Below are 19,895 nucleotides of genomic sequence, written 5' to 3'. Positions count from 1 at the left end.
CACCCGAGCCGGGGCCCGCCGACCCCCCACCGCAACCCACCACAACGCCACATCCCGCGCCGCGCTCCTCCACTCGCATCCACACTGACTCCCATGCGCACCCTCACCTGGCGGGTCACCGAGAGCGGCGGCTACGAGACGTCCTGGATCACGCTCGATGCCACCACCCTCACCGCCCACGGCCGGATCTTCGGCGCCCTCCCGGACCCGTACTGGATCGCGTACGAGCTGGAGACCGACGAAAACTGGACCACTCGCAGAATGACAGTCACCTCTGACACCGAGACGTCCACACACCACCTGGACCTGCGCCGCGACGCGAGCACCCACACCTGGACGGCCAACGGAACGGCCCTCCCCTGGGCGACCGAGGCCCTCGACTGCGACCTGGGCCTCTCGCCCCTCACGAACACGATGCCGGTACTCCGCCACGACCTGCACCGCGCCCCGGGCACGCACGACTTCCTGATGGCCTGGATCCGGGTCCCCGACCTGACGGTCGTCCCTTCCCTCCAGACGTACACCCACCTGTCCTCGAACCGGGTCCGCTACACGTCGAACACGTTCCGCAGCGACCTCACGTACGACGAGGCGGGCCTGGTGGTCACCTACCCCGGGATGGCGCACCGCCTGACAGATGATGCCACTGACCTGCGAGAACGCTGAGACCGTAACGCGAGGTTACGGTCTCGGAAATCTCTCAGCGCTCGCTTCCGGTACGTTACGGACGAGCCCGAAGCCGCAACTTGGATTTGCGACTTCGGGCTCACCCCGTTGCGGCCCACCTACGGAAGCACGTAAACCGGCGCACCGTCCGACGCACACCCGGTCTGCCGCATACAGCCCCGCTTGAGCAGCATCCGCACGCAGTCGTGCACGCGATCCAGCGGCAGCCCCGTACGGCCGGCGATCTCCTCAAGCCGATACCGGGCCTCCCCCCGAACCAGCGCTGGCGCGAGATACGCCGCCACCGCATGCACATCGTCGGTGACAACCAAGTGCCGCTCACGCCAAGTGGCCAGCAACTCCTGGGGCGTTACTGTCGGCTCGGCGGCCGCAGGCTGCCGAGACTCCAGCCGGTCCGCAAGCCGGTCGATCGAACCACCGATCCGGTGAAGTGCCTCGGCCATCGCGCTCCGGCTGCGATTGGCTTCCCGCAACAGCTCATTGCGCTCCGCTTCCCAGACGGCGAACGCCTCGTCCGCACGAATGTTCCGCTCCTCGAGCCGCACGATGGCATCGGCAACCTGCTGAGGCATCGCGTACGCCACCCCACTGTCCGGGGCAGGTTGCACCGAGGCCGGCTCAAGCGCGTACGAACCATCATGTTGGACGGTGGCGACAACCTCGGCCACCCACTTCTTGAACGGCACACAATCCGGCTTTGTGCACGCGCCGACGAGCTGGATCATCCCCTGCAAGTTCACCATCCTCATCGACTTCTTGAGCCCGTGACCTGCCATGTTGCGCGAAGCGTCTATGGGATAGACGCTTCGCGCAACATCTCCCAGACTCTGTTGCCACTCTGCTGCAACGTGCTGGAGAAGAGCCTGGCGGGTGTTCACGTAGCCAAGATTCCCCGCAACATCTACCGCCGGGAACCAGTGCTCCCCGCTCGGCAACGTCACCCTCCGGACCCGCGCGCCCGTCGCCGCGTAGACGAAGTCACTGACATCGATCGCGTCCTGCTGCGCCGCCGACTGTCCCGGCGTCGTGTTCTGCTCGTACATCGAGCATCACCTCCATCGCGGAACATAAATGCGCGTCCATGCAACGCCCTTGGACAGAAAGGATGTTCACCCATTGGGGGACAGAAGAATCGTTTCTCGCACACCAGTACGCTTCCTTCCCTGTCCCCACAGCACGACACGGAGGCCCCCAGGTGCAAGAAGCGCTGTACGTCAGGTTCCAGGGAACGACCCGAACCCCCCGCGGCAACTACCCCGGAGTCTTCGGCCTCGCCAACGGACTGGCCCGCGAGGGCAGGCTGACTCCCGAGCAGCACCGCTTCTGGCGCGCCAACAACGACTGGTACGACGCCAACTACACCAACCCCACGACCATTGACCCCACGGTCTACGACCCACGGACCAACCCCGGCGCCGCCGCCTGGTTCAAGGTCAGCTCCCAGCAGCTCGTCAGCCGCGTGGACGGCTATCTGGAGCTCCTCGCCGCGCACGGGGTCGAGTGCCGGCGGCTGGAGTCCTCGAACCCCGGGACGATCATTTACGAGGACGAGTACCAGATCGTCGTCGTACCGACCTTGCGCGAAGCCTCTGACCGGTAGCCGCCACCCTGCCGCCCTGGCCCCTGGACGTCAGATCGTCATCTGAGTCTGAGCACCACGAATCCGGAGTCCGACGCGGAGTCCGTCTCTGAGCGAGGAAGAAGTACGGGACGCGATCGGTGACACACCCGTTGGCGGCTCGCCGTTCAGAAGGGCGGCGGGTCCGTGCGGGTGGGTGAACGATCCGCGGCCTTCAACACGTTGATTACGCGCTCGTGGGTGTCGCCGACCTGGTCGACTACACGCAGTCGGACGAACACGCTCTCCACCTCGCGCATGGCCTTCTCAGCGAACCAGCTCAAGAGCTGGAGCTGCTGTCCGGGGATGGGTCGACCACGCCCCACGACGTGCAGCGCGAAGTCTTCCCTGTTCAAGAGCCCTCGGGACTCGATCGATGCCGTCGCAACCTGATGAGTCACCCATGCCGAAGAGTTCGTGGCACCGTCGGCGCGCGCCGAGGACGTGTAATCGATCCAGTAGCTCAGATCTTCTGTGACGGCCACGCCCTGACCACCGTTGTAGAAGTGGCTCACCCAAGCCAGTTGAACGCCTGGAGCGACGTCGGCGATGACACGCCCGAAGAACCCGAGTGCCGGCCGGATCGTGCGCGCGTACTGAGCACGAGCCAGCGTGGCTCCACCCGTGGCGAGCACTCCCGCCACAGCACTCTGGATGTCCAGAAGCTTGAGCTTCCAGGGCCAGGTGCGGAGCAAGCGCTGCGGCAGATTTTCGCGGAGCAAGGTGTAGCTGAGGAGCAGTAGTGCCAGTCCCACGAGTACGAGTAATAACCGCGAGAACAGCCCGCTTCGGTGGATCACTCGCTGCGCCGTCTCCATAGCCCGCCCCGTTCAGCTCACGTGTCGTTGATCGAGACTGTAAGGAGCACGCTCAGGGCTGGGAAGGGGGAGTATGCGGTACGCAGGGGCGATGCCCGCTGGCCGGCCCTCCTTTGCTGTACTTCGCTGCTGTACGCACAAAGCGAGAGGCCCCCAGGATTTCTCCTGGGGGCCTCTGGCCTGCTGTGCACTCGGCAGGATTCGAACCTGCAACCTTCTGATCCGTAGTCAGATGCTCTATCCGTTAAGCTACGAGTGCTTGGCGTCTGGGGCTTTTCTGCCTCGTCGGCGTTGCAAGAAGAACATTACATGACCTGCGGCCTGAGGTGAAATCGATTGGCCGTACCCATGCTGAGCTGGGAAAACACCGAAGCCCCGTCCTTGCGGACGGGGCTTCGGTGACCCGGCTGCGGAGGCGGGGGGATTTGAACCCCCGATGGGCTTTAAGACCCAAACCGCATTAGCAGTGCGGCGCCATAGACCGGACTAGGCGACGCCTCCAGTGCACCCGCGCGAGCGCGATGTGCTGCGTGCAGATGATGACACAGCCTTGCGGGGTGTCACCAATCCGCCCCCACGGTACAAGGCAGGTGGGCGGCAGGGCAAAGCCCTTCGTACTCGCGCAACGCCGGGGGCGGTGGAGCGTTAGAAGGGGCGAGAGATTCCGGTGAGGTTCGTTCCTGAGGAGTACGTCATGATGCGCCGTCTGCTGACCGGGGTCATCGTTGCTGTCTGCGCTTCCGCCGGTGTGGTCCCCGCCGCCGGGGCGTCCGTGCTGCCGGGGTCCGGTGACCGGCTCACCGTCACCGTGTCCGGGTCGGGCAGTGCGGGCGGGGACGGGACCTTTCAGCTCGTCTGCGGGCCCGTCGGGGGCGATCACCCCCGGGCGGAGAAGGCCTGTGAGCAGCTGGATGAGCTGGCGCGGGGCGGGAGCGATCCCTTCGCGCCCGTGCCGCGGGACGCGATCTGCACCATGCAGTACGGAGGGCCCGCCACCGCCCGCGTCACCGGCAGCTGGCAGGGGCGGAGCGTCGATGCCGTCTTCGGCCGGGGCAATGGGTGCGAGATCTCGCGGTGGGATGTGATGGGGCCTGTGCTGCCGGAGACAGGGCTGGAGACAGGGCTGGAGGCAGGGTCGGAGGCAGGGCCTGGCGGAGCCGTCTGAGCGCCGGCGTACACGCCCGTTCACAGATCCTTGGTGAGAGCTCCCCCTCATCCGCCGTCGCGCGGAATGCCGCTGCCTTTAGACTCCCATGCACAGTGCTTGAAGAGACAGGCGCAAGGTGCAGTAGTTCTGGGAGGAAGCGTCGTTGTGAGCAGCAGGCCATCCCGAGGCGCTGCTCGCCTCGCAGCCATACTTGACGCCCTTCCCGACGGGCTGTTGCTCGTCAACGCCAACGGCACGGTCGTCAACGCCAACACCATCGCCCTCGAGGCCTTCGAGGCGCCGGGCACGGCGCTCGTCGGGCGGGGGCTGCTCGATCTGCTGCCGGAGTTCGACTCGCGGCTGATCCCGGGCACGATGCGACGGCCGGAGAGCGCGGACGAGCAGGGCAGGACCAGGCCGACGCGGATGCACGCGCGGCGTACCGACGGCAGCGAGTTCCCCGCCGAGGTGACCAGCGCCAATCTTGAGGACGGGCGCGAGGCCTATGCCTCGTACAACGGGTACAGCGGTGACGAGCTGCTGATGCTGGTCGTCAGGGATCTTTCGGGGACTGTCGACACCGAGGCCGAGCTCGCCCGGTCGCAGCGGCAGACCGAGATGATCCTGCGGGCCGCGTCCGAGGGTGTCGTCGGGACGGACACGGAGGGGCGGGTCGTTCTCGTCAATCCGTCCGTCGCTCAGATTCTCGGGTTCCGGGCCAGTGAGCTCGGCGGCAAGGAGCTGCATCCGCTGGTGCAGCACTCGCGCGCCGACGGGGAGCCCTTCCCGTACGAGGAGAGCGCTCTCGCCGACACTCTGCGGTCCGGGCGCAAGCACCGGGTGCGCGGGCAGGTGCTGTGGGCCAAGGACGGCAGTGTCGTACCGGTCGACATGACCACCGCGCCCGTACGCGACGGGGAGCAGCTGGTCGGCGCCGTGCTGACGTTCGCCGACCGGCGGCCGTACGAGAAGCAGGTGAAGCTCCATGCGGCGGAGCTCAAGGAGCGCGACGAGCGGTACGCGGCCGATCTGAAGGATCGCGACGAGCGGTTCGCCGCCGAGTCCAAGGAGCGCGAGGAGCGGCACGCGGCCGAGACCAAGGCGCGCGAGGAGCAGCTCGTATCGCTGGAAGGGCGGCACCGGCAGCTGACCGCCGTACTGGGCGACGCGCTGCGCGGGCCCCTGGAGGAGCTGCGCGGGGAGCTGGGTGCGCTGGCCGCCGACCCGGCCGGGCAGCTGTGGCCCGAGGCGAATCAGATTCTTCATCATCTGGCTGCCGGGTACGCGCGGATGACCACGCTGGTGGACGGTGTACTCGCCTATCAGCGGCTCGACGCGGGTGCGGACGAGCTGCGGAAGAGCAAGGTGATGCTCGATGCCGTGGTGGCAGCGGGTGTCGAGGGCGCCGTGGAGCTGATCGGGCCCGGGAGGGCTCAGTTCGCTGTTCATGCGCCGCCCATAGAGGCCGAGGTGGACGGCGACCGGCTGGCCGCCGCTCTGGCGCATCTTGTCGCCGATGTGGCGGGCGTGGACGCGACCGGCAAGACGCGGGTGGCGCCCGGCGGGGCCTATGTGGACTCGACGATCGTGGTGGCCGTCGCTCAGCGTGGGGAAGTTGTACGGATCGAGGTGCGCGGGCCGTACAGCGGGGGAGACCCCGTGCACGAGCCGATCGTGCGGGGCATCGTGCGGGCGCACGGCGGGGTGCTGCAGACGCATGAGGTGCCGGGGATGACCGGCAGTGCCTATGTGCTGGAAGTGCCGTTGGGGGACGGTGCGGGGATGATCTCGCCGCCCGAGGAGGAGGCCGCTGCGGCGCCTTCGCTCCCTGCGCAGCAGGACGGCAACGGGTCGGGCGGCGGCCGGCGGCGGGCCCGGCGGGCCTCCACGGACGCGTTCCTGGACAGTCCGGTCGAGGGCCCGGCGCCGGCGACGGAGCCGACGGGGCGGCGGCGTGCCGCGCCTTCCGCGGCGGGCACATCGGCCGCCGCGGAGATTCCGGCACAGGCCCAGTCGCAGACGGACCGGGCTGCCGAGGGTTCCGTGGTGACCGCCTCCGAGGGCGCTGCCGCGCAGTCCGGCGGCGGGCGTGCCGCGCTGGGCGAGACCGTGCCGCCGCAGGGTGTGCCCGCCGACGGAGGGGGCGCTCCTGCCGGGCGTCGTGCCCGGCGGCCCGAAGGGGCACTGGAGATCGAGAGCGGGCTGCCTTCTTCCGTACCAGCAGGCCAGACCCCCGGCGCAGAGGCCGCGCCGCAGGGCCAGCCCGCCGGGAGACGTGCCCGGCGCGCGCTCGCCACCTCACCGGCTTCGACTCCGGCCGAGGCGCACGCCCCGCGCAGTCCGTTCGCGCTGCCGCCGGCGGAGGCCGACCGGGGGCGTGACCTCGGTGACGTACAGCAGCAGGCGCAGGAGCACCCCGCGGAGACGGCCGGGACGGGGCAGACGGGGCAGACCCCCGCCGCGGGCGTTCCCGCGGACGGCGGGACGCTCTTCGCCTCGCCGGAGGGCTGGGCCGGGGCGACCGAGACTCCCGCACCGGCCGCGCAGCCGCTGCCGGCCGAGACTCCGGCGCCGATAAGCGTACGGACGCTGGGGCAGGGCGTGCCGTTCGTGCAGCAGCTCACCCAGCAGCAGAACCAGAACCAGAGCCTCGGGTCGGGCCGGCGGCGCAGGCTCGCCGCGCCGCCGGAGGGGGACCGCGCGACGGCCGCTCCGGCGGAGTCCGCCGCCAGGCCGCATCCGCAGAGCGGTTCGCAGAGCGGTTCGCAGCAGCGGATCCCGGTTCCGGCCGAGGGGCGTTCGTACGCCATAGGGAAGCCCGACGAGGGTGCCGAGGGGCCCGAGCCCCTGGACGGTCCCGGTGGGGCCGTGGAGGTGGCCAACCGGCCGCAGCCGCGCCCCGACAAGTTCGGTGACGACGAGCTGCCTCCGGAGCCGCTGGACAACCCGCGGCGGCTGCTGGTCTGGCCCGCGCCGGACGTCTCTACGCAGCAGGCGTTGAGCGACCGCGGCTACCGGCCTGTGATCGTGCATTCGCGCGAGGAGGTCGACGCGCAGATCGCGGCCTTCCCCGCTGCGCTCTTCGTCGATCCGCTGACCGGGCCGATCACGCGTACCGCCCTGCAGTCCCTGCGGCAGGCGGCCGTGGCCGCCGAGGTGCCGGTGCTGGTGACGGCGGGGCTCGGGCAGGCCACGCGGGAGGCGGCGTACGGTGCCGATCCCGCCGTACTGCTGAAGGCGCTCGCCCCGCGCGACAGCGAGCAGCATCCTTCGCGGGTGCTGCTGATCGAGGAGCACGATGAGATCGCGCTCGCGCTGACGGCGACGCTGGAGCGGCGCGGGATGCAGGTGGCGCGGGCGGCGACGGACGCGGAGGCCGTGACGCTGGCCGCGCAGATGCGGCCGAACCTGGTGGTCATGGATCTGATGCAGGTACGCAGGCGGCGGGCCGGGATCGTCGACTGGCTGCGGGCGAACAAGCAGCTGAACCGGACGCCGCTGGTCGTCTACACCTCGGCCGGGCTCAACCAGGCGGAGCTGCCCAGGCTCACGTCGGGGGAGACGGTGCTGTTCCTCGCCGAGCGGTCGACCAGCAGTGAGGTGCAGGAGCGGATCGTGGATCTGCTGGCGAAGATCGGTACCAACTAGGCGCGGGGGCGGGCGGGTCGCGCTGGACCGCCCGCACCGGCTACTGCTGGGTGAGCCGCCGTGCCGCCTCGCGGATCGACGACCGCAGCCGCGCCCCGTCGTCGTCCGTGCCGCCGACCAGGATCCGCCGCATCTGCGGCACCGCCGTCGACCAGCCCGCCAGGGCGACCATCATGAAGAGCAGGTCCTGGGGCGGGATCGCGTCGCTGATGACGCCCTTGGCCTGGGCCGTGGCGAAGGCGGCGGTCTTGCGGTCGTAGTGGGTGCGGCGTTCCTCCTCGTGCGGGATGCCGTCGGTGCCGTACTCCAGGCCCTCCCAGAAGAGCAGCCTCAGCACGTGCGGGTGCGCCGCGTGGTAGTCGAGCAGGCGGTCGATCCAGTCGTCGATGTTCTCCGCGTCGACCGGGGTGCTGACGGCGATGTCGACCAGCGCCTTCTCCAGGACCTGGGCGAAGAGCTCGGCCTTGTTTCCGAAGTAGGCGTAGATCAGCTGCTTGTTGGCCTTCGCCTCGCGTGCGATGCGGTCGACGCGGGCGCCGGCGATGCCGTACGCCGCGAACTCGGCGGTGGCCGCCTCGAAGATCCGGGCCTTGGTCGCCTCGGGGTCTCTCACTGACATGGGGACAGCGTAACCAACTGGTTGGTTGACAGAACAGAGGCGCACGCCCCAAACTTTCAACCAACCAGTTGGTTACTCCGCTCCGGCTAGCTCAGGGGAGAGTTGCTCCGGATGTCTTCTGTCACGCTCGACCGCCGCCGTGCCACCACTTCCGCGCGAGGCCCGCGTACCGTCCCGCCCGCCGTCTTCCTCGCCGTACTCGGTCTCTGCACCGCCGTCACGGCCTCCAACATCTATCTCGCCGCGCCCCTCCTGGGGCCGATCGCCCACTCCTTCCACCTCGCGCCCTCCGGCGCCGCCTGGATCGCCTCGGTGGCCCAACTCGGTTATGCGACCGGGCTGTTGTTCTTCGCGCCGCTCGGTGACACCGTCAACCGGCGGCGGCTCGTCGGAATCCTGACCGTCCTCACCGGGGCCGCCCTCACCGCGGGCGCCTTCGCCCAGGGCATGACCGCGCTGGCCGCGGCCGTACTGGTGGCGAGCGCCACCACCGTCGTCCCGCAGCTCCTGGTGCCGCTGGTCGCCGAGCGTGCGCCCGCCGCGCGGCGCGGGCTGCATGTCGCCGTGGTCATCGCGGGGCTGTTCGCCGGGATCGTCGCGGCCCGGGTGCTCGGCGCGCTGGCCGGGCAGGCGTACGGCTGGCGGGCGGTGTTCGTCGGCGCGGCCGTGCTGACCGTGCTCGTCGGTCTGGGCACGGCCTCCCTCCTGCCGACCGGGAAGCGCGCTGCCACCGGGCACCCGCTCGCGGCGCTGGCCAGGCTTCCCCGCGTACTGAAGCAGTCGCCCGATCTGCTGCGCGCATGCCTGCGCCAGGCCGGTCTTTTCGGCGCGTGGAGCGCGGTGTGGACCAGCCTCGTGCTGCTGCTGACCGGACCCGCGTACTCCATGAGCACCGCGACCGCCGGTCTTTTCGGCCTCTTCGGTCTTACCGCGAGCGCCGTCGCACCTCTCGCGGGAGGGCTCTCGGACCGGTTCGGGTCGCGGAAGGTCGTCCGCAGCGCGTACGTCGTTGCCGCCGTCTCGATCCCGCTCTTCTGGCTGGGCGGACGGCAGTTGTGGGCGCTGTGCCTGGCCGCCGTACTGATCCACGCGGCGATGGTCACCGGCCAAGTGGCCAACCAGACAAAGGCGTTGACCGCGACGAAGACCCCTGCGGTCGCCAACACCGCCTACATGGTTGCCGCGTTCGCGGGCGGCGCGCTCGCCAGCGCCCTCGCCGGGCCCGCCTACGCGCACGCCGGCTGGGGCGGGGCGTGCGCGGTGGCGGCGGTGTGGCTGACGCTGGGCTGGGCGGGTTCCGCGGCCGTCAGAGCCCGGTGACATCGGAGCCCGGTGACGTCAGAGCTCAGTGACGTCAGAGCTCGGTGACGTCCAGCTCCCCGTCCGCGTACTGCCTGCGGATGACCTTCTTGTCGAACTTGCCGACCGAGGTCTTCGGTACGGAAGCGATCACCGTCCAGCGCTCCGGCAGCTGCCACTTGGCGACGGATTCGCCGAGGAACGCCCGGAGTTCGGCGAATCCGACGGACGCCCCCTCCTTCAGCACCACGCTGGCGAGGGGGCGTTCGCCCCATTTCGCGTCCGGTACGGCGACGACCGCGGCCTCCGCCACCTGCGGGTGGGCCATCAGCGCGTTCTCCAGGTCGACGCTGGAGATCCACTCGCCGCCGGACTTGATGACGTCCTTGGCGCGGTCGGTGAGGGTCAGATAGCCGTCGGGGGAGATGTGGCCGACGTCGCCGGTCTTCAGCCAGCCGTCCTCGCTGAACTTGTCGGCGGGGCGGAAGTCCTCGCCGTTCGCACCGCCGTAGTACGCACCGGCGATCCACGGGCCGCGTACCTCCAGCTCGCCCGCCGACTCGCCGTCCCAGGGCAGCCGTTCGCCTGACGGGCCGATCAGCCGGGGCTCGACCCCGGCCGGGAAGCGGCCCTGGCTGAGGCGGTACGGCCACTCCTCCTCGGCGGTCAGTCCGGCGGGCGGGTTGGCGACGGTACCCAGCGGCGAGGTCTCGGTCATGCCCCAGGCGTGACAGAGCCGTACACCCAGCTTGTCGTACGCCTCCATCAGCGAGGGCGGACAGGCCGAGCCGCCGATGGTGACGGTCTTCATGCAGGAGATGTCGCGCGGGTGCGCGGTCAGTTCGGCGAGAAGGCCCTGCCAGATGGTGGGTACCGCGGCCGCGTGCGTGGGCTGCTCGCTGACGATCATCTCGGCGAGCGGGGCCGGCTGCAGGAAGCGGTCGGGCATCAGCATGTTCACGCCGCTCATGAAGGTCGCGTGCGGCAACCCCCAGGCGTTGACGTGGAATTGGGGGACCACGACGAGGGTGGTGTCGCGGTCGGTGAGCCCCATCGACTGCGCGGTGTTGACCTGCATGGAGTGCAGATAGATCGAGCGGTGCGAGTAGACGACGCCCTTGGGGTCGCCGGTGGTGCCCGAGGTGTAGCAGAGGGCGGCGGCCTGGCGTTCGTCGATCTCGGGCCAGTCGTACGTGGTCGGGCGGTCCGCGATCAGCTCCTCGTACTCATGGACCCGCGCGTGGGATCCGTCGAGGAGACTGCGGTCGCCGGGGCCGCTGACGACGATGTGCTCGACGGTCGTCATCCGGGGCAGGAGCGGGGCGAGCAGCGGCAGCAGGGAGCCGTTGACGATGATCACGCGGTCCGCGGCGTGCGCCACGATCCACACCAGCTGCTCGGCGGGGAGGCGGAGGTTGAGGGTGTGGAGCACCGCGCCCATGGAGGGGATCGCGAGATACGCCTCGACGTGCTCGGCGTTGTTCCACATGAGGGTGGCGACGCGCTGGTCGCCCTCGACGCCCAGCTCGTCGCGGAGGGCGCCCGCCAGCTGGGCCGCGCGCAGTCCCGCCTCGGCGAAGGACCGGCGATGCGGTTCCTGGCCCTCACCGGTCCAGGTGGTGATCTGCGAGCTGCCGTGCACCAGCGTCCCGTGGACGAGAATGCGGGTCACAGTCAGTGGTACGTCCTGCATGGTGCTCAGCACGGCGTCCTCCCGGGGGCAGCGTTGCTACGCGACGGTAATGTGGCGCAATTCTGCGCACGTACCGCACGGTATGTCACTACCCCCGGGGGACCGGACCGGTGGATCCCGGTAAAACCCGGTGAATCCCGGTGGATCAGCGCACGTCGACGTAGTCCGCGGTGGCGTAACTGTCGAAATGGACCGAGTCACCGAAGTACTGCAGCAGCCAGACGCCGTCCTTGGCCGCCTTGCCCGTCAGCTTCGCCCGGCCCTTGGAATCGGTCTTGCCGGCAGTGATGTACGTCCAGGTCTTGGAGCCCTTGGCCTGGAAATACAGCCGCACCGAGCGGCCTCCGAGCGCCTTCCAGCCGCTCTTGTACTCCTTGAGCGTGCCGGTCACCGTGACCTTCGCGCCCTTCTTGACCGGCTCGGGGGCGGCGTTGTTGCCCTCGACGCGGGTGCTGACGCGGCTCAGGTGCACCACGCTGCTGTAGCTCTGGGCCAGCTCGTCGGAGGTGGGGTGGTGCAGCCGGTAGTAACCGGTGGTGTAGCCCCAGCCGGAGGGCTTGGCCGTCTCGTACGTCGTCTTGGCGGAGCCGATGGACTTCCAGCCGGTCTTGCCGTCCTTGGAGTACTCGAGGTGGGTCGTCTGGTCCTGGTAGATCGCTCCCACCCGGTCGTACGTACGGACCAGGCGCGCCGTCGCGGTGACCCTGCCGTCGGAGGCGAGGCTGATGCGCGGGGCGAGGTAGACGGAGTCCTGGGGCACGACGAGCGTGCCGGACACCGGCTCCCCCGACAGGAACGTGCCGCCCAGCGTGGCGTACCAGGCCGAGTTGTAGCTGCCGGGGGTGGCGGTGAACGCGCCGGTGAAGTGACCGGTGGCGTCGGTGGTCACCGTCACGTCGCCGATACGGTCGCCGTACCCGATGCTGCCGCCCGACAGGACGACCTGCGCTCCGGCGACCGGGGCTCCGGTGGTGCCCGTTCCGGTGCGTACCGTGCCGCTGACCGTGACCTTCTGGCCCGGCTCGGCGCGGGTGCGGTCGGCGGTGGCGGTGACGTACACCGTCGTCCGCTGGAGCTCGGTGTAGGTGTAGCCGTCGGCGGTGCCGTGCACCTGGCTGTCGTCTGCGCTGAATCCCGCGCGGTAGGAGCCGTACCAGTCCAGAGCGAAGTCCGGTGTGGTGAAGGCGCCTTGGGCGTCCGTGGCGGCGGAGAGGGTGGCGTCCGCCTTGCGGTCGGGCATCGAGGAGTCGTAGGTGCGGGTGACCGTGACCGTACGGCCCTCGATCGGGACCGTGTCCCCGCTGCCCGGCTCGATACCGATCAGCTTGTCGGTGACGGCCTGGCCGCGGTTGTCCCAGTCCGCGGTGCGGGTGATGCCGAGGCGGCCCTGGTCGCCGGTGTTCTGGAAGGCGGGCCGCAGGGTGAAGTCCAGCGTCCCCGCGTTGTCGCGGGTGACGGTGTGGCCCTGGTCGTCCTCGGCGGTCACGTCGATGGCGTACCGGCCCAGGTGCGGCAGAGGGCCGCCGTCCTCGGTCAGCTTCAGTACGGCTTCGGGCGTGTACACGCCGTCGCCCGCGCCCACCAACGGGGTGGTGGCGACGGTCTGGTCGCCGTCCCTGAGGGTCGCGGTGACCTTGCTGAGCGCGGCGCCTGTGGCGTCCGTCCAGGCGGTGACGCGGAAGGTGCCGCGCTGGTCGTCGACCGTGCGGGCGACCCCGATGCCGACCGTCGCGGCGTCATCGGCGAAGGCGGGGGCCGCGGTGAGCACGGCGGAAACGGCGGCCACCGCGGTGACCAGGGCGAGAGTGCGCTTGCTTCTCATGGTGGTGGTCTCCTCAGCGGACGTCGACGTAGCGGGAGTTGGACTCGCTGTAGAAGTGCTTCGAGTCGGCCTCGTAATACACACCCCACGTGCCGTCGCCGTACGCCTTGGACTTGAGCGTGAAGCGGCCGGCGGAATTGGTGGTCGCCTTGACCACCCAGTACCACTGGCTGTCGCCCTTGGGCTTGTAGACGAGGACGACTCTCGCGCCCTTCTGGGCCTTCCACTTGCCGCCGGTGAGCTGCGTGAGCGTGCCGGTCGCGGTGAGCGTGGCGTTCTTGTACGGGCGGCTCGGCGTGGTCGAGAAGGAGGTGATCCGCGTCTGCACGCGGTTCAGGCGCTTGGCCGGTGAGACGAGGCTCAGCATCTCGTTGGACTCGCTGTGGACGACGCGGTAGTAGCCGTCGGTGTAGCCGGCGCCCGTGAACTTGAAGGCGCAGGACTGGCCGTTCGTCTGGTCGCCCGTGGTGGCGGAACGGATGTTGTGCCAGGGGGCGGCGCCGTTCTTGGAGTACTGCAGCACGAGCGCCTGCCGGCCGCAGACGCCGTTGAGCTTTCCGCTCGCCGTCACCGTGCGGTAGGCGTCGAGGGAGAGGGAGAACGAGGAGTACGAACCGGCCTTCGGGACGCTGATCTGGTTCTCGGCGTAGATGATGCTGCCGAGGTACTCGGAGGGCTTCGCGTACGTGTAGGTGTACGTGGAGCTCTTGGCCTTCGCCGGGAAGCTGAAGCGGCCCGAGGCGTCCGCGGTGCCCGAGCCCATCAGGCCGGGGACGGTGTGGTTGTAGACGTCCGTGCCGGTGGCGGTGACCACGGGGGCGCCCGCGAACGGCTTCCAGCCGTCCTGGGTGAGCCGCTGGATCTGGCCCGAGACGGTGTAGTTGCTGCCCGCGTGCACCCGGGCGGTCTCGGGACCTGCCGTGATCCGGTACGTCGTCCCGCGCACGCCCAGCTCGGAGAGAGCCGAGGCGGGGCGCGGGACGGTGTCCGGCGTCTGGGCCACGATCGCCGCGGAGCCGCTGGTGAGCGCGCCGCCGGGGGTGACCTGGGCCTGGAAGGCGCCGGTGTCGTCGGTGACCGCGGTGGCGGAGCCCGACTTGGTGCCGACGCCGACCCTGGCCTGCCAGCCGACCCGGACCGTGGTGCCGGCCCGGGCGGGCCCGGTGGTTCCGGTCGCCGGGTCGAAGGTCTCGGCCTTGCCGGTCAGGGTCGCGCTCTGGTGGTCGAAGTCCGTGTACGTACGGTCGAAGGCGGTCTCGGCGACGCCCGTGTGCAGGCGGTAGCCGAAGAGTCCCGATGCGCCGTGTTCGGCGCCCGACCAGTGCTGGACGGTGCCGCCGGGGAGGCGGTAGTCGATGTCGACCGGGTAGTCGCCGTAGGCGGTGCCGTCGGCGAGGTGCAGCGGCTTGTCGGTGTGCCAGCCGCGCTGCCAGTCGAAGGTCAGGTCGTCGGTCGAGGCGAGGACGGGCGCGTCGGCGGCGGTCGATGCGCGCACCGTGGCCTTCACCCAGAGCGCCGTCTGGTCGGCGAGGCCGACGTCGATGCCGCCGGTGTCGGCGGTGGTGATCCTGGTGACGCTCACCTCGGCCGCGAACGCGGACGGGGCCAGGGTCAGAGCAGGGCCCGCCAGCGCGGCGGTGAGAACGAAGAGGGCGGCCGTACGGAAAACGGCAGGCCGCTGGGAGCGCATGATGCGCATGTGTGGACCCCCCACAGGTCAGAAGGCGCGAAGAAACGCGCCGTGGCCGGAAGAGTAGCGGACCACTGTGACAGCGAGGGCCTGTGGGGCTGGCGGTGTGCGGGCCAGCGCACGGGCCAGCGCACGGGGCAGTGCACGGGTCAGCGCACGGGTCAGCGCACGGGCACGAGTTCCGGGTCCTCGCGGAGCTTTCCCAGCGCGCGGGAGACGGCGCTCTTGACCGTACCGATGGAGACGCTGAGCACCTCGGCGGTCTGGGCCTCGCTGAGGTCCTCGTAGTACCGCAGGACGACCATGGCGCGCTGGCGGTCGGGGAGCTTCATGATCGCGCGCCACATCGCGTCGCGCAGCGCCTGTTGTTCGGCGGCGTCGGGGGCGGCTGCCGTCTCCGGCTCGGGGAGCTCGTCGCAGACGAACTCGTCGACCTTGCGCTTGCGCCACTGCGAGGTCCGGGTGTTGAGGAGCGCACGGCGGACATAGCCGTCGAGCGCACGGTGGTCCTCGATCCGCTCCCAGGCGACATAGGTCTTGGTCAGCGCGGTCTGCAGCAGGTCCTCGGCGTCGCTCGGGTTGGCGGTGAGCGAGCGGGCGGTGCGCAGCAGCACGGGACCGCGCGCCCCGACATAGGTGGCGAACGACGGGTAGCGGGCCGCCGCCTTCGAGGCGCTGGTGCAGACGGGCTCCACGGTTGTGGTCATAGGTCCACGCTAGGAGCGGGCACCACCCCCGGGGATCGGCCACAGGTGCCGAAGCTGGATCCGCCTCAGGTTGTAGGGGTGGGGCTGGCTACACCTCCTGAAGGTGGAGAGGAGCCGTCCCAACCTCAGGGTTTTCCCACCCTGGCCACCGGGGCGTCGGCCTTGCTCCGGTCCACCACGAGCCGCCGGCCGCCGTGTGTCTCGGCCACATTGCCCGCGTACTGGTGGATACGGCGGTGGCCCTGCCAGCCGTCGGTCAGGGCCCGTTCCCCGTGGAGCGCGGGCGCGGTGTGCCAGCGGGCGAACCAGATCACCGACGGCAGGTCCCCGATCCCGGCCCGCCGGGCGCGCTCGATATGGGCGACCCCCGAGTCGGCGCTGCTGTAGAAGCCGGGGAGGTAGCCGGACCGGCGTACTTGGCGGTTCCAGGACCGGACGAAGGTCAGGGTGGTGTCCGCGCACCGGCGGTTGCCGGTGTCGTACGCCTCCAGGTCGAGGTAGAGCGGGCTGGCCCTGCCCATGCCGAGCGCCCTCGCCCGGTGGACGGCCTCCCGTGCCTCGGACGCACCCTGGCGCCAGGGGTCACGGCCGATGCGCACGTTGCGCTTGTGCTCGGCGCCGACGCAGGGGGACTGCGAGCCGACGAAGACCGGCAGCACCTGCCAGCCCATCCGGTGCACCTGCGTCACCCAACGGCGGCTGAGATACGGCTGCCGTACGCATCCCCGCCCGCGCCCCGCGTAGTACACGCCGACGGCCCGGTACCGCGAGGAGAGCCAGGACCTCATCGTCGCCGCGGGCGGGGCCGTACAGGTGTCGAAGGCCCAGCCGCTGAAGTGGACGGCACCCGCGGCACCCGCGGCACCGGCCGCACCGGCAGCACCCGAGGCACCGGCAGCACCGGCCGCCGGCGCCGGTACGAGCACGATCAGGACGACCAGCGCGCTCAGCAGATGCAGCGCGTACCCCGGGATCCTCTTCCGTTTGCGTGGCTCCAGTCGCATACGCGCAGTGAACGGTCCCCGGCCGGGACCTGCCACCGCACAGCCGCCGCCCTCAGCCGTCCGAGCCCAGGATCAGCCCGGATGTGGGAACGCCGGTGCCCGCGGTCACCAGGGTCCTGGCCGCACCCGGTATCTGGTTCACCGAGGTGCCCCGCAGCTGCCTGACCGCCTCCGCGATTCCGTTCATCCCGTGCAGATACGCCTCCCCCAGCTGCCCGCCGTGGGTGTTCAGCGGCAGCCCGTCCGCGGCGACGAAGTCCGCCGCCTCGCCCGGCTCGCAGAACCCGAACTCCTCCAGCTGCATCAGCACGAACGGTGTGAAGTGGTCGTACAGGATCCCCACGTCGATGTCGGAGGGTGCGAGACCCGAGGTCTGCCAGAGCTGCCGTGCCACCACGCTCATCTCGGGCAGCCCGCTCAGATCGTCGCGGTAGAAACTGGTCATCTGCTCCTGCGCCCGGCCCGCCCCCTGCGCCGCGGCGACGATCACCGCGGGCGGATGGCGCAGATCGCGCGCCCGCTCGGCGCTGGTCACCACGATCGCCTGCCCGCCGTCGGTCTCCTGGCAGCAGTCGAGCAGCCGCAGCGGCTCGACGATCCAGCGCGAGGCGGCATGGTCGGCGAGCGTGATCGGTTTGCCGTAGAAGTACGCGGCCGGGTTACGGGCGGCATGGCGGCGGTCGACCACCGCCACCTGCCCGAAGGCCTCCGGGGTGAGGCCGTAGGTGTGCAGATAGCGCTGCGCCGCCATCGCCACCCAGGAGGCGGGCGTCAGCAGCCCGAACGGCAGCGCCCAGCCGAGCGCCGCACCCTCCGCCGATGGCTCCCGGTGCTGCACCCCCGACCCGAACCGCCGACCGGAGCGCTCGTTGAACGCCCGGTAGCAGACGACGACTTCGGCCACCCCCGACGCCACGGCGAGCGCGGCCTGCTGGACGGTGGCGCAGGCCGCCCCGCCGCCGTAGTGGATCCGCGAGAAGAACGACAGCTCTCCGATGCCGGCCGCCTGGGCGACGGTGATCTCGGGGCTGGTGTCCATGGTGAAGGTGACCAGGCCGTCGACGTCGGCGGGGGTCAGCCCGGCGTCGTCCAGCGCCGACTGCACTGCCTCCACTGCCAGTTTGAGCTCACTGCGCCCGGAGTCCTTGGAGAACTCGGTCGCCCCGATGCCCACGACGGCGGCCTTCCCGCCGAGCGAGTCACGCCTGCGCAGGCTCATGCGCCGTCCCCCTTGTCCTTCACGGTGACCGTCACGCTGCCGGTGACGTGATGCCCGATCCCATTGGCCCCCACGACCCTCACCTGGGCCGTGTCACCGTCGACCGCGGTGACCGTCCCGGTCAGCACCATCGTGTCCCCGGGATAATTGGGCGCCCCGAGCCGGATCGCGACCTTCCGCAGCGAGGCCCCGGACCCGAAGTGGTCGGTGATGAACCGGCCGACCAGACCGTTCGTCGTCAGGATGTTCATGAAGATGTCGGGGGAGCCCTTCGCCCTGGCCGCCTCCGCGTCGTGGTGCACGTCCTGGTAGTCCCTGGAGGCCACCGCGCCCGCGACGATCAGCGTGCGGGTGATCGGGATCTCCAGCGGCCGCAGCTCCTCACCGACCCTCATGCCGTCTCCCCCTCATCGGTCAGCAACTGCCCCAGTTCGGCGAGGACTTCGCCCCCGCTCCCCAGATACGCGTCCAACTGGCGCCCCCAGAGGAAGTGCCGGTGCACGGGATGCTCCAGATCGGCGCCCATCCCTCCGTGCAGATGCTGTCCTGCATGCACGACCCTGCTCCCGGCCTCGGACGCCCACCAGGCCGCGGTCAGCGCATGACTGTCGTACGCGAGCCCCTCGTCATGGCGCCAGGCGGCCTCGTACGCGGTGACCCGTATCGCCTCGGTGTCCATGTACGCGTCGGCCGCCCGCAGCAGCACCGCCTGGTTGGTGGAGAGCGGCCGGCCGAACTGCTCGCGCACCGAGGTGTACGCGACGGCCCGCGCCAGCGACCCGGCGCACACCCCGGCCTGCAGCCCCGCGAACGCGGTGCGGCCCGCGGCCAGTACGGCCGCGTACGTCCCGCTGTCGCCGATGCGCTCGCCCGGCGTCCCGTCGAGCACCAGCCGCCCGGCCCGCCAGGGGGCGGTCAGGTCGACCGGCTCGGTCTCCGCCCCGGCGGTCTCCACGAGAAAGCAGCCCGCGCCCCCATCCGCCAGGGCTGCCGCCACCAGCACATGCGTCGCGTCCCGCAGCCACGGCACGGCCGGCGCGACCCCGCTCAACCGGCCTTCCCCGTCGGTCCGTACACCTCCCCGCGCAGGGAACGCGCCGGTCGCCACCGCCGTCCCGTCCCTGAACCCCGGCAGCAGCCGCTCGCGCTGCTCCGGCGTCCCGTGCCCGGCCACCGCCAGGAGTCCGTACACGCTCGTCGCGGCGAACGGCACCTGCGCCGTGGTCCGCCCCATCTCCTCCAGGACCAGGACCAGTCCGAGCAGCCCGGTCTCCTCCACCGCCGCCACCAGACCAGCCGATGTCAGCGCCTTCCACAGCTCCGCGTCCGTCCCCGTGCCGGCCGCCGACAGCCGCTCGTGCGTGGAGAGGTCTCCGAAGATCTGCGCCGCCAGCTCCTGCGCGGCTCCCTGCTCCTCCGTGGGCGTGAAATCCATCTCAGCCCTCACCCCCTCTGAAGACCGGCAGTTCCAACTCCGCGTCCACCCGTAGGAATTCGAGCCGCACCGGCATCCCGATCCGCACTTTGTCGGGCGGCACCCCCACCACATTGCTGACCATCCGCACCCCTTCGGCGAGCTCGATCAGCCCCACCGCGTAAGGCGGATCGAAGGCGGGGAACGGCGGATGGTGCATCACCACGTACGAATAGACCGTCCCCGCACCACTCGCCTCGACCGTGTCCCACTCCTGCGACCCGCACGCATTGCATCCGGGCAGCCAGGGGAACCGCAGCGTCCCGCAGCCCCCGCACCGCTGGATCAGCAGCCGGTGCTCGGACACCCCGTCCCAGAATCCGGCGTTGTCGCGGTTGATCACGGGCCGCGGACGCTGCCCCTTCGGCTTCTTCCCCGCGGCCGGCGCGTACTTGAGGATCCGGAAGCGGTGTGTCCCCGCCAACTCCCCATCCGCCCTGACATCCATCC

The 19,895-nt window shown here is 70.3% G+C and carries 17 protein-coding genes and 2 tRNA genes; 5 read left to right on the top strand and 14 right to left on the bottom strand.

The genetic code is table 11. The features are described from left to right. Nucleotides 1-93 precede the first annotated feature (93 nt). A complete protein-coding gene (locus J0695_RS03055) occupies nt 94-666 on the top strand; it encodes a putative glycolipid-binding domain-containing protein (RefSeq protein ID WP_206959904.1) in 573 nt (190 codons plus the stop codon). Nucleotides 667-785: 119 nt separating this feature from the next. Here the strand turns inward: J0695_RS03055 and J0695_RS03050 are convergent, their stop codons facing one another. After that, complete coding sequence (locus J0695_RS03050; RefSeq protein ID WP_206959902.1) at nt 786-1,730, bottom strand: BRO-N domain-containing protein; 945 nt, start codon at nt 1,728-1,730, stop codon at nt 786-788. A 152-nt stretch (nt 1,731-1,882) separates the two neighbouring features. Between J0695_RS03050 and J0695_RS03045 the strand changes: the two genes are divergently transcribed. After that, nucleotides 1,883-2,287: a hypothetical protein gene (locus tag J0695_RS03045; protein WP_206959901.1), complete on the top strand. Its 405-nt coding sequence runs from the start codon at nt 1,883-1,885 to the stop codon at nt 2,285-2,287. Between the two features lie 146 nt (nt 2,288-2,433). On the opposite strand, the gene J0695_RS03040 is transcribed toward J0695_RS03045, so the two are convergent. The 3 genes from J0695_RS03040 to J0695_RS03030 form a co-directional block, all read right to left on the bottom strand. Next, a complete protein-coding gene (locus tag J0695_RS03040; protein ID WP_206959900.1) occupies nt 2,434-3,123 on the bottom strand; it encodes a hypothetical protein in 690 nt (229 codons plus the stop codon). Nucleotides 3,124-3,309: 186 nt separating this feature from the next. Next, nucleotides 3,310-3,382 (bottom strand) — tRNA-Arg (locus J0695_RS03035). A 151-nt stretch (nt 3,383-3,533) separates the two neighbouring features. Continuing rightward, a tRNA-Ser gene (locus tag J0695_RS03030) sits at nt 3,534-3,624 on the bottom strand. Between the two features lie 193 nt (nt 3,625-3,817). Here J0695_RS03030 and J0695_RS03025 point away from each other — a divergent pair. Both J0695_RS03025 and J0695_RS03020 read left to right on the top strand, forming a co-directional pair. After that, nucleotides 3,818-4,288, top strand: coding sequence for an SSI family serine proteinase inhibitor (locus J0695_RS03025; RefSeq protein ID WP_206959899.1), 471 nt, complete (start codon nt 3,818-3,820; stop codon nt 4,286-4,288). A gap of 147 nt (nt 4,289-4,435) precedes the next feature. After that, entirely contained in the window at nt 4,436-7,918 is a 3,483-nt protein-coding gene (locus J0695_RS03020; protein ID WP_206959897.1) for a PAS domain-containing protein, read from the top strand. A gap of 40 nt (nt 7,919-7,958) precedes the next feature. Here the strand turns inward: J0695_RS03020 and J0695_RS03015 are convergent, their stop codons facing one another. Further along, nucleotides 7,959-8,537: a TetR/AcrR family transcriptional regulator gene (locus J0695_RS03015; protein ID WP_206959895.1), complete on the bottom strand. Its 579-nt coding sequence runs from the start codon at nt 8,535-8,537 to the stop codon at nt 7,959-7,961. A 111-nt stretch (nt 8,538-8,648) separates the two neighbouring features. Between J0695_RS03015 and J0695_RS03010 the strand changes: the two genes are divergently transcribed. Then, the gene (locus J0695_RS03010; RefSeq protein ID WP_206959894.1) at nt 8,649-9,857 is read left to right on the top strand and encodes an MFS transporter; all 1,209 of its coding nucleotides are present in this window, start codon (nt 8,649-8,651) and stop codon (nt 9,855-9,857) included. Between the two features lie 34 nt (nt 9,858-9,891). On the opposite strand, the gene J0695_RS03005 is transcribed toward J0695_RS03010, so the two are convergent. The 9 genes from J0695_RS03005 to J0695_RS02965 form a co-directional block, all read right to left on the bottom strand. Then, entirely contained in the window at nt 9,892-11,541 is a 1,650-nt protein-coding gene (locus J0695_RS03005) for a long-chain fatty acid--CoA ligase (RefSeq protein ID WP_206959892.1), read from the bottom strand. A 133-nt stretch (nt 11,542-11,674) separates the two neighbouring features. Further along, nucleotides 11,675-13,351: a hypothetical protein gene (locus J0695_RS03000; RefSeq protein ID WP_206959890.1), complete on the bottom strand. Its 1,677-nt coding sequence runs from the start codon at nt 13,349-13,351 to the stop codon at nt 11,675-11,677. A 13-nt stretch (nt 13,352-13,364) separates the two neighbouring features. After that, nucleotides 13,365-15,050, bottom strand: coding sequence for a transthyretin-like family protein (locus tag J0695_RS02995; RefSeq protein WP_206959888.1), 1,686 nt, complete (start codon nt 15,048-15,050; stop codon nt 13,365-13,367). Nucleotides 15,051-15,202: 152 nt separating this feature from the next. Continuing rightward, on the bottom strand, nt 15,203-15,748 hold the full coding sequence (locus J0695_RS02990) for a SigE family RNA polymerase sigma factor (protein WP_206959886.1): 546 nt from the start codon (nt 15,746-15,748) through the stop codon (nt 15,203-15,205). 125 nt (nt 15,749-15,873) lie between these two features. Beyond that, nucleotides 15,874-16,752: a DUF1906 domain-containing protein gene (locus J0695_RS02985; RefSeq protein ID WP_206959884.1), complete on the bottom strand. Its 879-nt coding sequence runs from the start codon at nt 16,750-16,752 to the stop codon at nt 15,874-15,876. Nucleotides 16,753-16,804: 52 nt separating this feature from the next. After that, the gene (locus J0695_RS02980; RefSeq protein WP_206959882.1) at nt 16,805-17,971 is read right to left on the bottom strand and encodes a lipid-transfer protein; all 1,167 of its coding nucleotides are present in this window, start codon (nt 17,969-17,971) and stop codon (nt 16,805-16,807) included. After that, nucleotides 17,968-18,366, bottom strand: a complete 399-nt coding sequence (locus J0695_RS02975) for a MaoC family dehydratase (protein ID WP_206959880.1) — start codon at nt 18,364-18,366, stop codon at nt 17,968-17,970. Before J0695_RS02975 ends, J0695_RS02980 begins: the two co-directional genes overlap by 4 nt. Then, nucleotides 18,363-19,406 (bottom strand): acyl-CoA dehydrogenase family protein, encoded by a 1,044-nt coding sequence (locus J0695_RS02970; RefSeq protein WP_206959878.1) that lies wholly within the window; start codon nt 19,404-19,406, stop codon nt 18,363-18,365. The genes J0695_RS02975 and J0695_RS02970 overlap by 4 nt, the downstream gene beginning before the upstream one ends. Before the next feature lies 1 nt (nt 19,407). Then, on the bottom strand, nt 19,408-19,895 hold a 488-nt coding region (locus J0695_RS02965; RefSeq protein WP_206959877.1), incomplete at its 5' end, for a Zn-ribbon domain-containing OB-fold protein.

The organism is Streptomyces beijiangensis, assembly GCF_017315755.1.
Lineage (GTDB): Bacteria > Actinomycetota > Actinomycetes > Streptomycetales > Streptomycetaceae > Streptomyces > Streptomyces beijiangensis.
This window is presented reverse-complemented; position numbering and strand designations above follow the sequence as displayed.

What these genes read in the sequence shown, in the direction of transcription:
- J0695_RS03055 (WP_206959904.1), top strand. Translation starts at nt 94, where the DNA reads ATGCGCACCCTCACCTGGCGGGTCACCGAGAGCGGCGGCTACGAGACG.
- J0695_RS03050 (WP_206959902.1), bottom strand. Translation starts at nt 1,730, where the DNA reads ATGTACGAGCAGAACACGACGCCGGGACAGTCGGCGGCGCAGCAGGAC.
- J0695_RS03040 (WP_206959900.1), bottom strand. Translation starts at nt 3,123, where the DNA reads ATGGAGACGGCGCAGCGAGTGATCCACCGAAGCGGGCTGTTCTCGCGG.
- J0695_RS03025 (WP_206959899.1), top strand. Translation starts at nt 3,818, where the DNA reads ATGATGCGCCGTCTGCTGACCGGGGTCATCGTTGCTGTCTGCGCTTCC.
- J0695_RS03015 (WP_206959895.1), bottom strand. Translation starts at nt 8,537, where the DNA reads ATGTCAGTGAGAGACCCCGAGGCGACCAAGGCCCGGATCTTCGAGGCG.
- J0695_RS03010 (WP_206959894.1), top strand. Translation starts at nt 8,649, where the DNA reads ATGTCTTCTGTCACGCTCGACCGCCGCCGTGCCACCACTTCCGCGCGA.
- J0695_RS03000 (WP_206959890.1), bottom strand. Translation starts at nt 13,351, where the DNA reads ATGAGAAGCAAGCGCACTCTCGCCCTGGTCACCGCGGTGGCCGCCGTT.
- J0695_RS02995 (WP_206959888.1), bottom strand. Translation starts at nt 15,050, where the DNA reads ATGCGCATCATGCGCTCCCAGCGGCCTGCCGTTTTCCGTACGGCCGCC.
- J0695_RS02990 (WP_206959886.1), bottom strand. Translation starts at nt 15,748, where the DNA reads ATGACCACAACCGTGGAGCCCGTCTGCACCAGCGCCTCGAAGGCGGCG.
- J0695_RS02985 (WP_206959884.1), bottom strand. Translation starts at nt 16,752, where the DNA reads ATGCGACTGGAGCCACGCAAACGGAAGAGGATCCCGGGGTACGCGCTG.
- J0695_RS02980 (WP_206959882.1), bottom strand. Translation starts at nt 17,971, where the DNA reads ATGAGCCTGCGCAGGCGTGACTCGCTCGGCGGGAAGGCCGCCGTCGTG.
- J0695_RS02975 (WP_206959880.1), bottom strand. Translation starts at nt 18,366, where the DNA reads ATGAGGGTCGGTGAGGAGCTGCGGCCGCTGGAGATCCCGATCACCCGC.
- J0695_RS02970 (WP_206959878.1), bottom strand. Translation starts at nt 19,406, where the DNA reads ATGGATTTCACGCCCACGGAGGAGCAGGGAGCCGCGCAGGAGCTGGCG.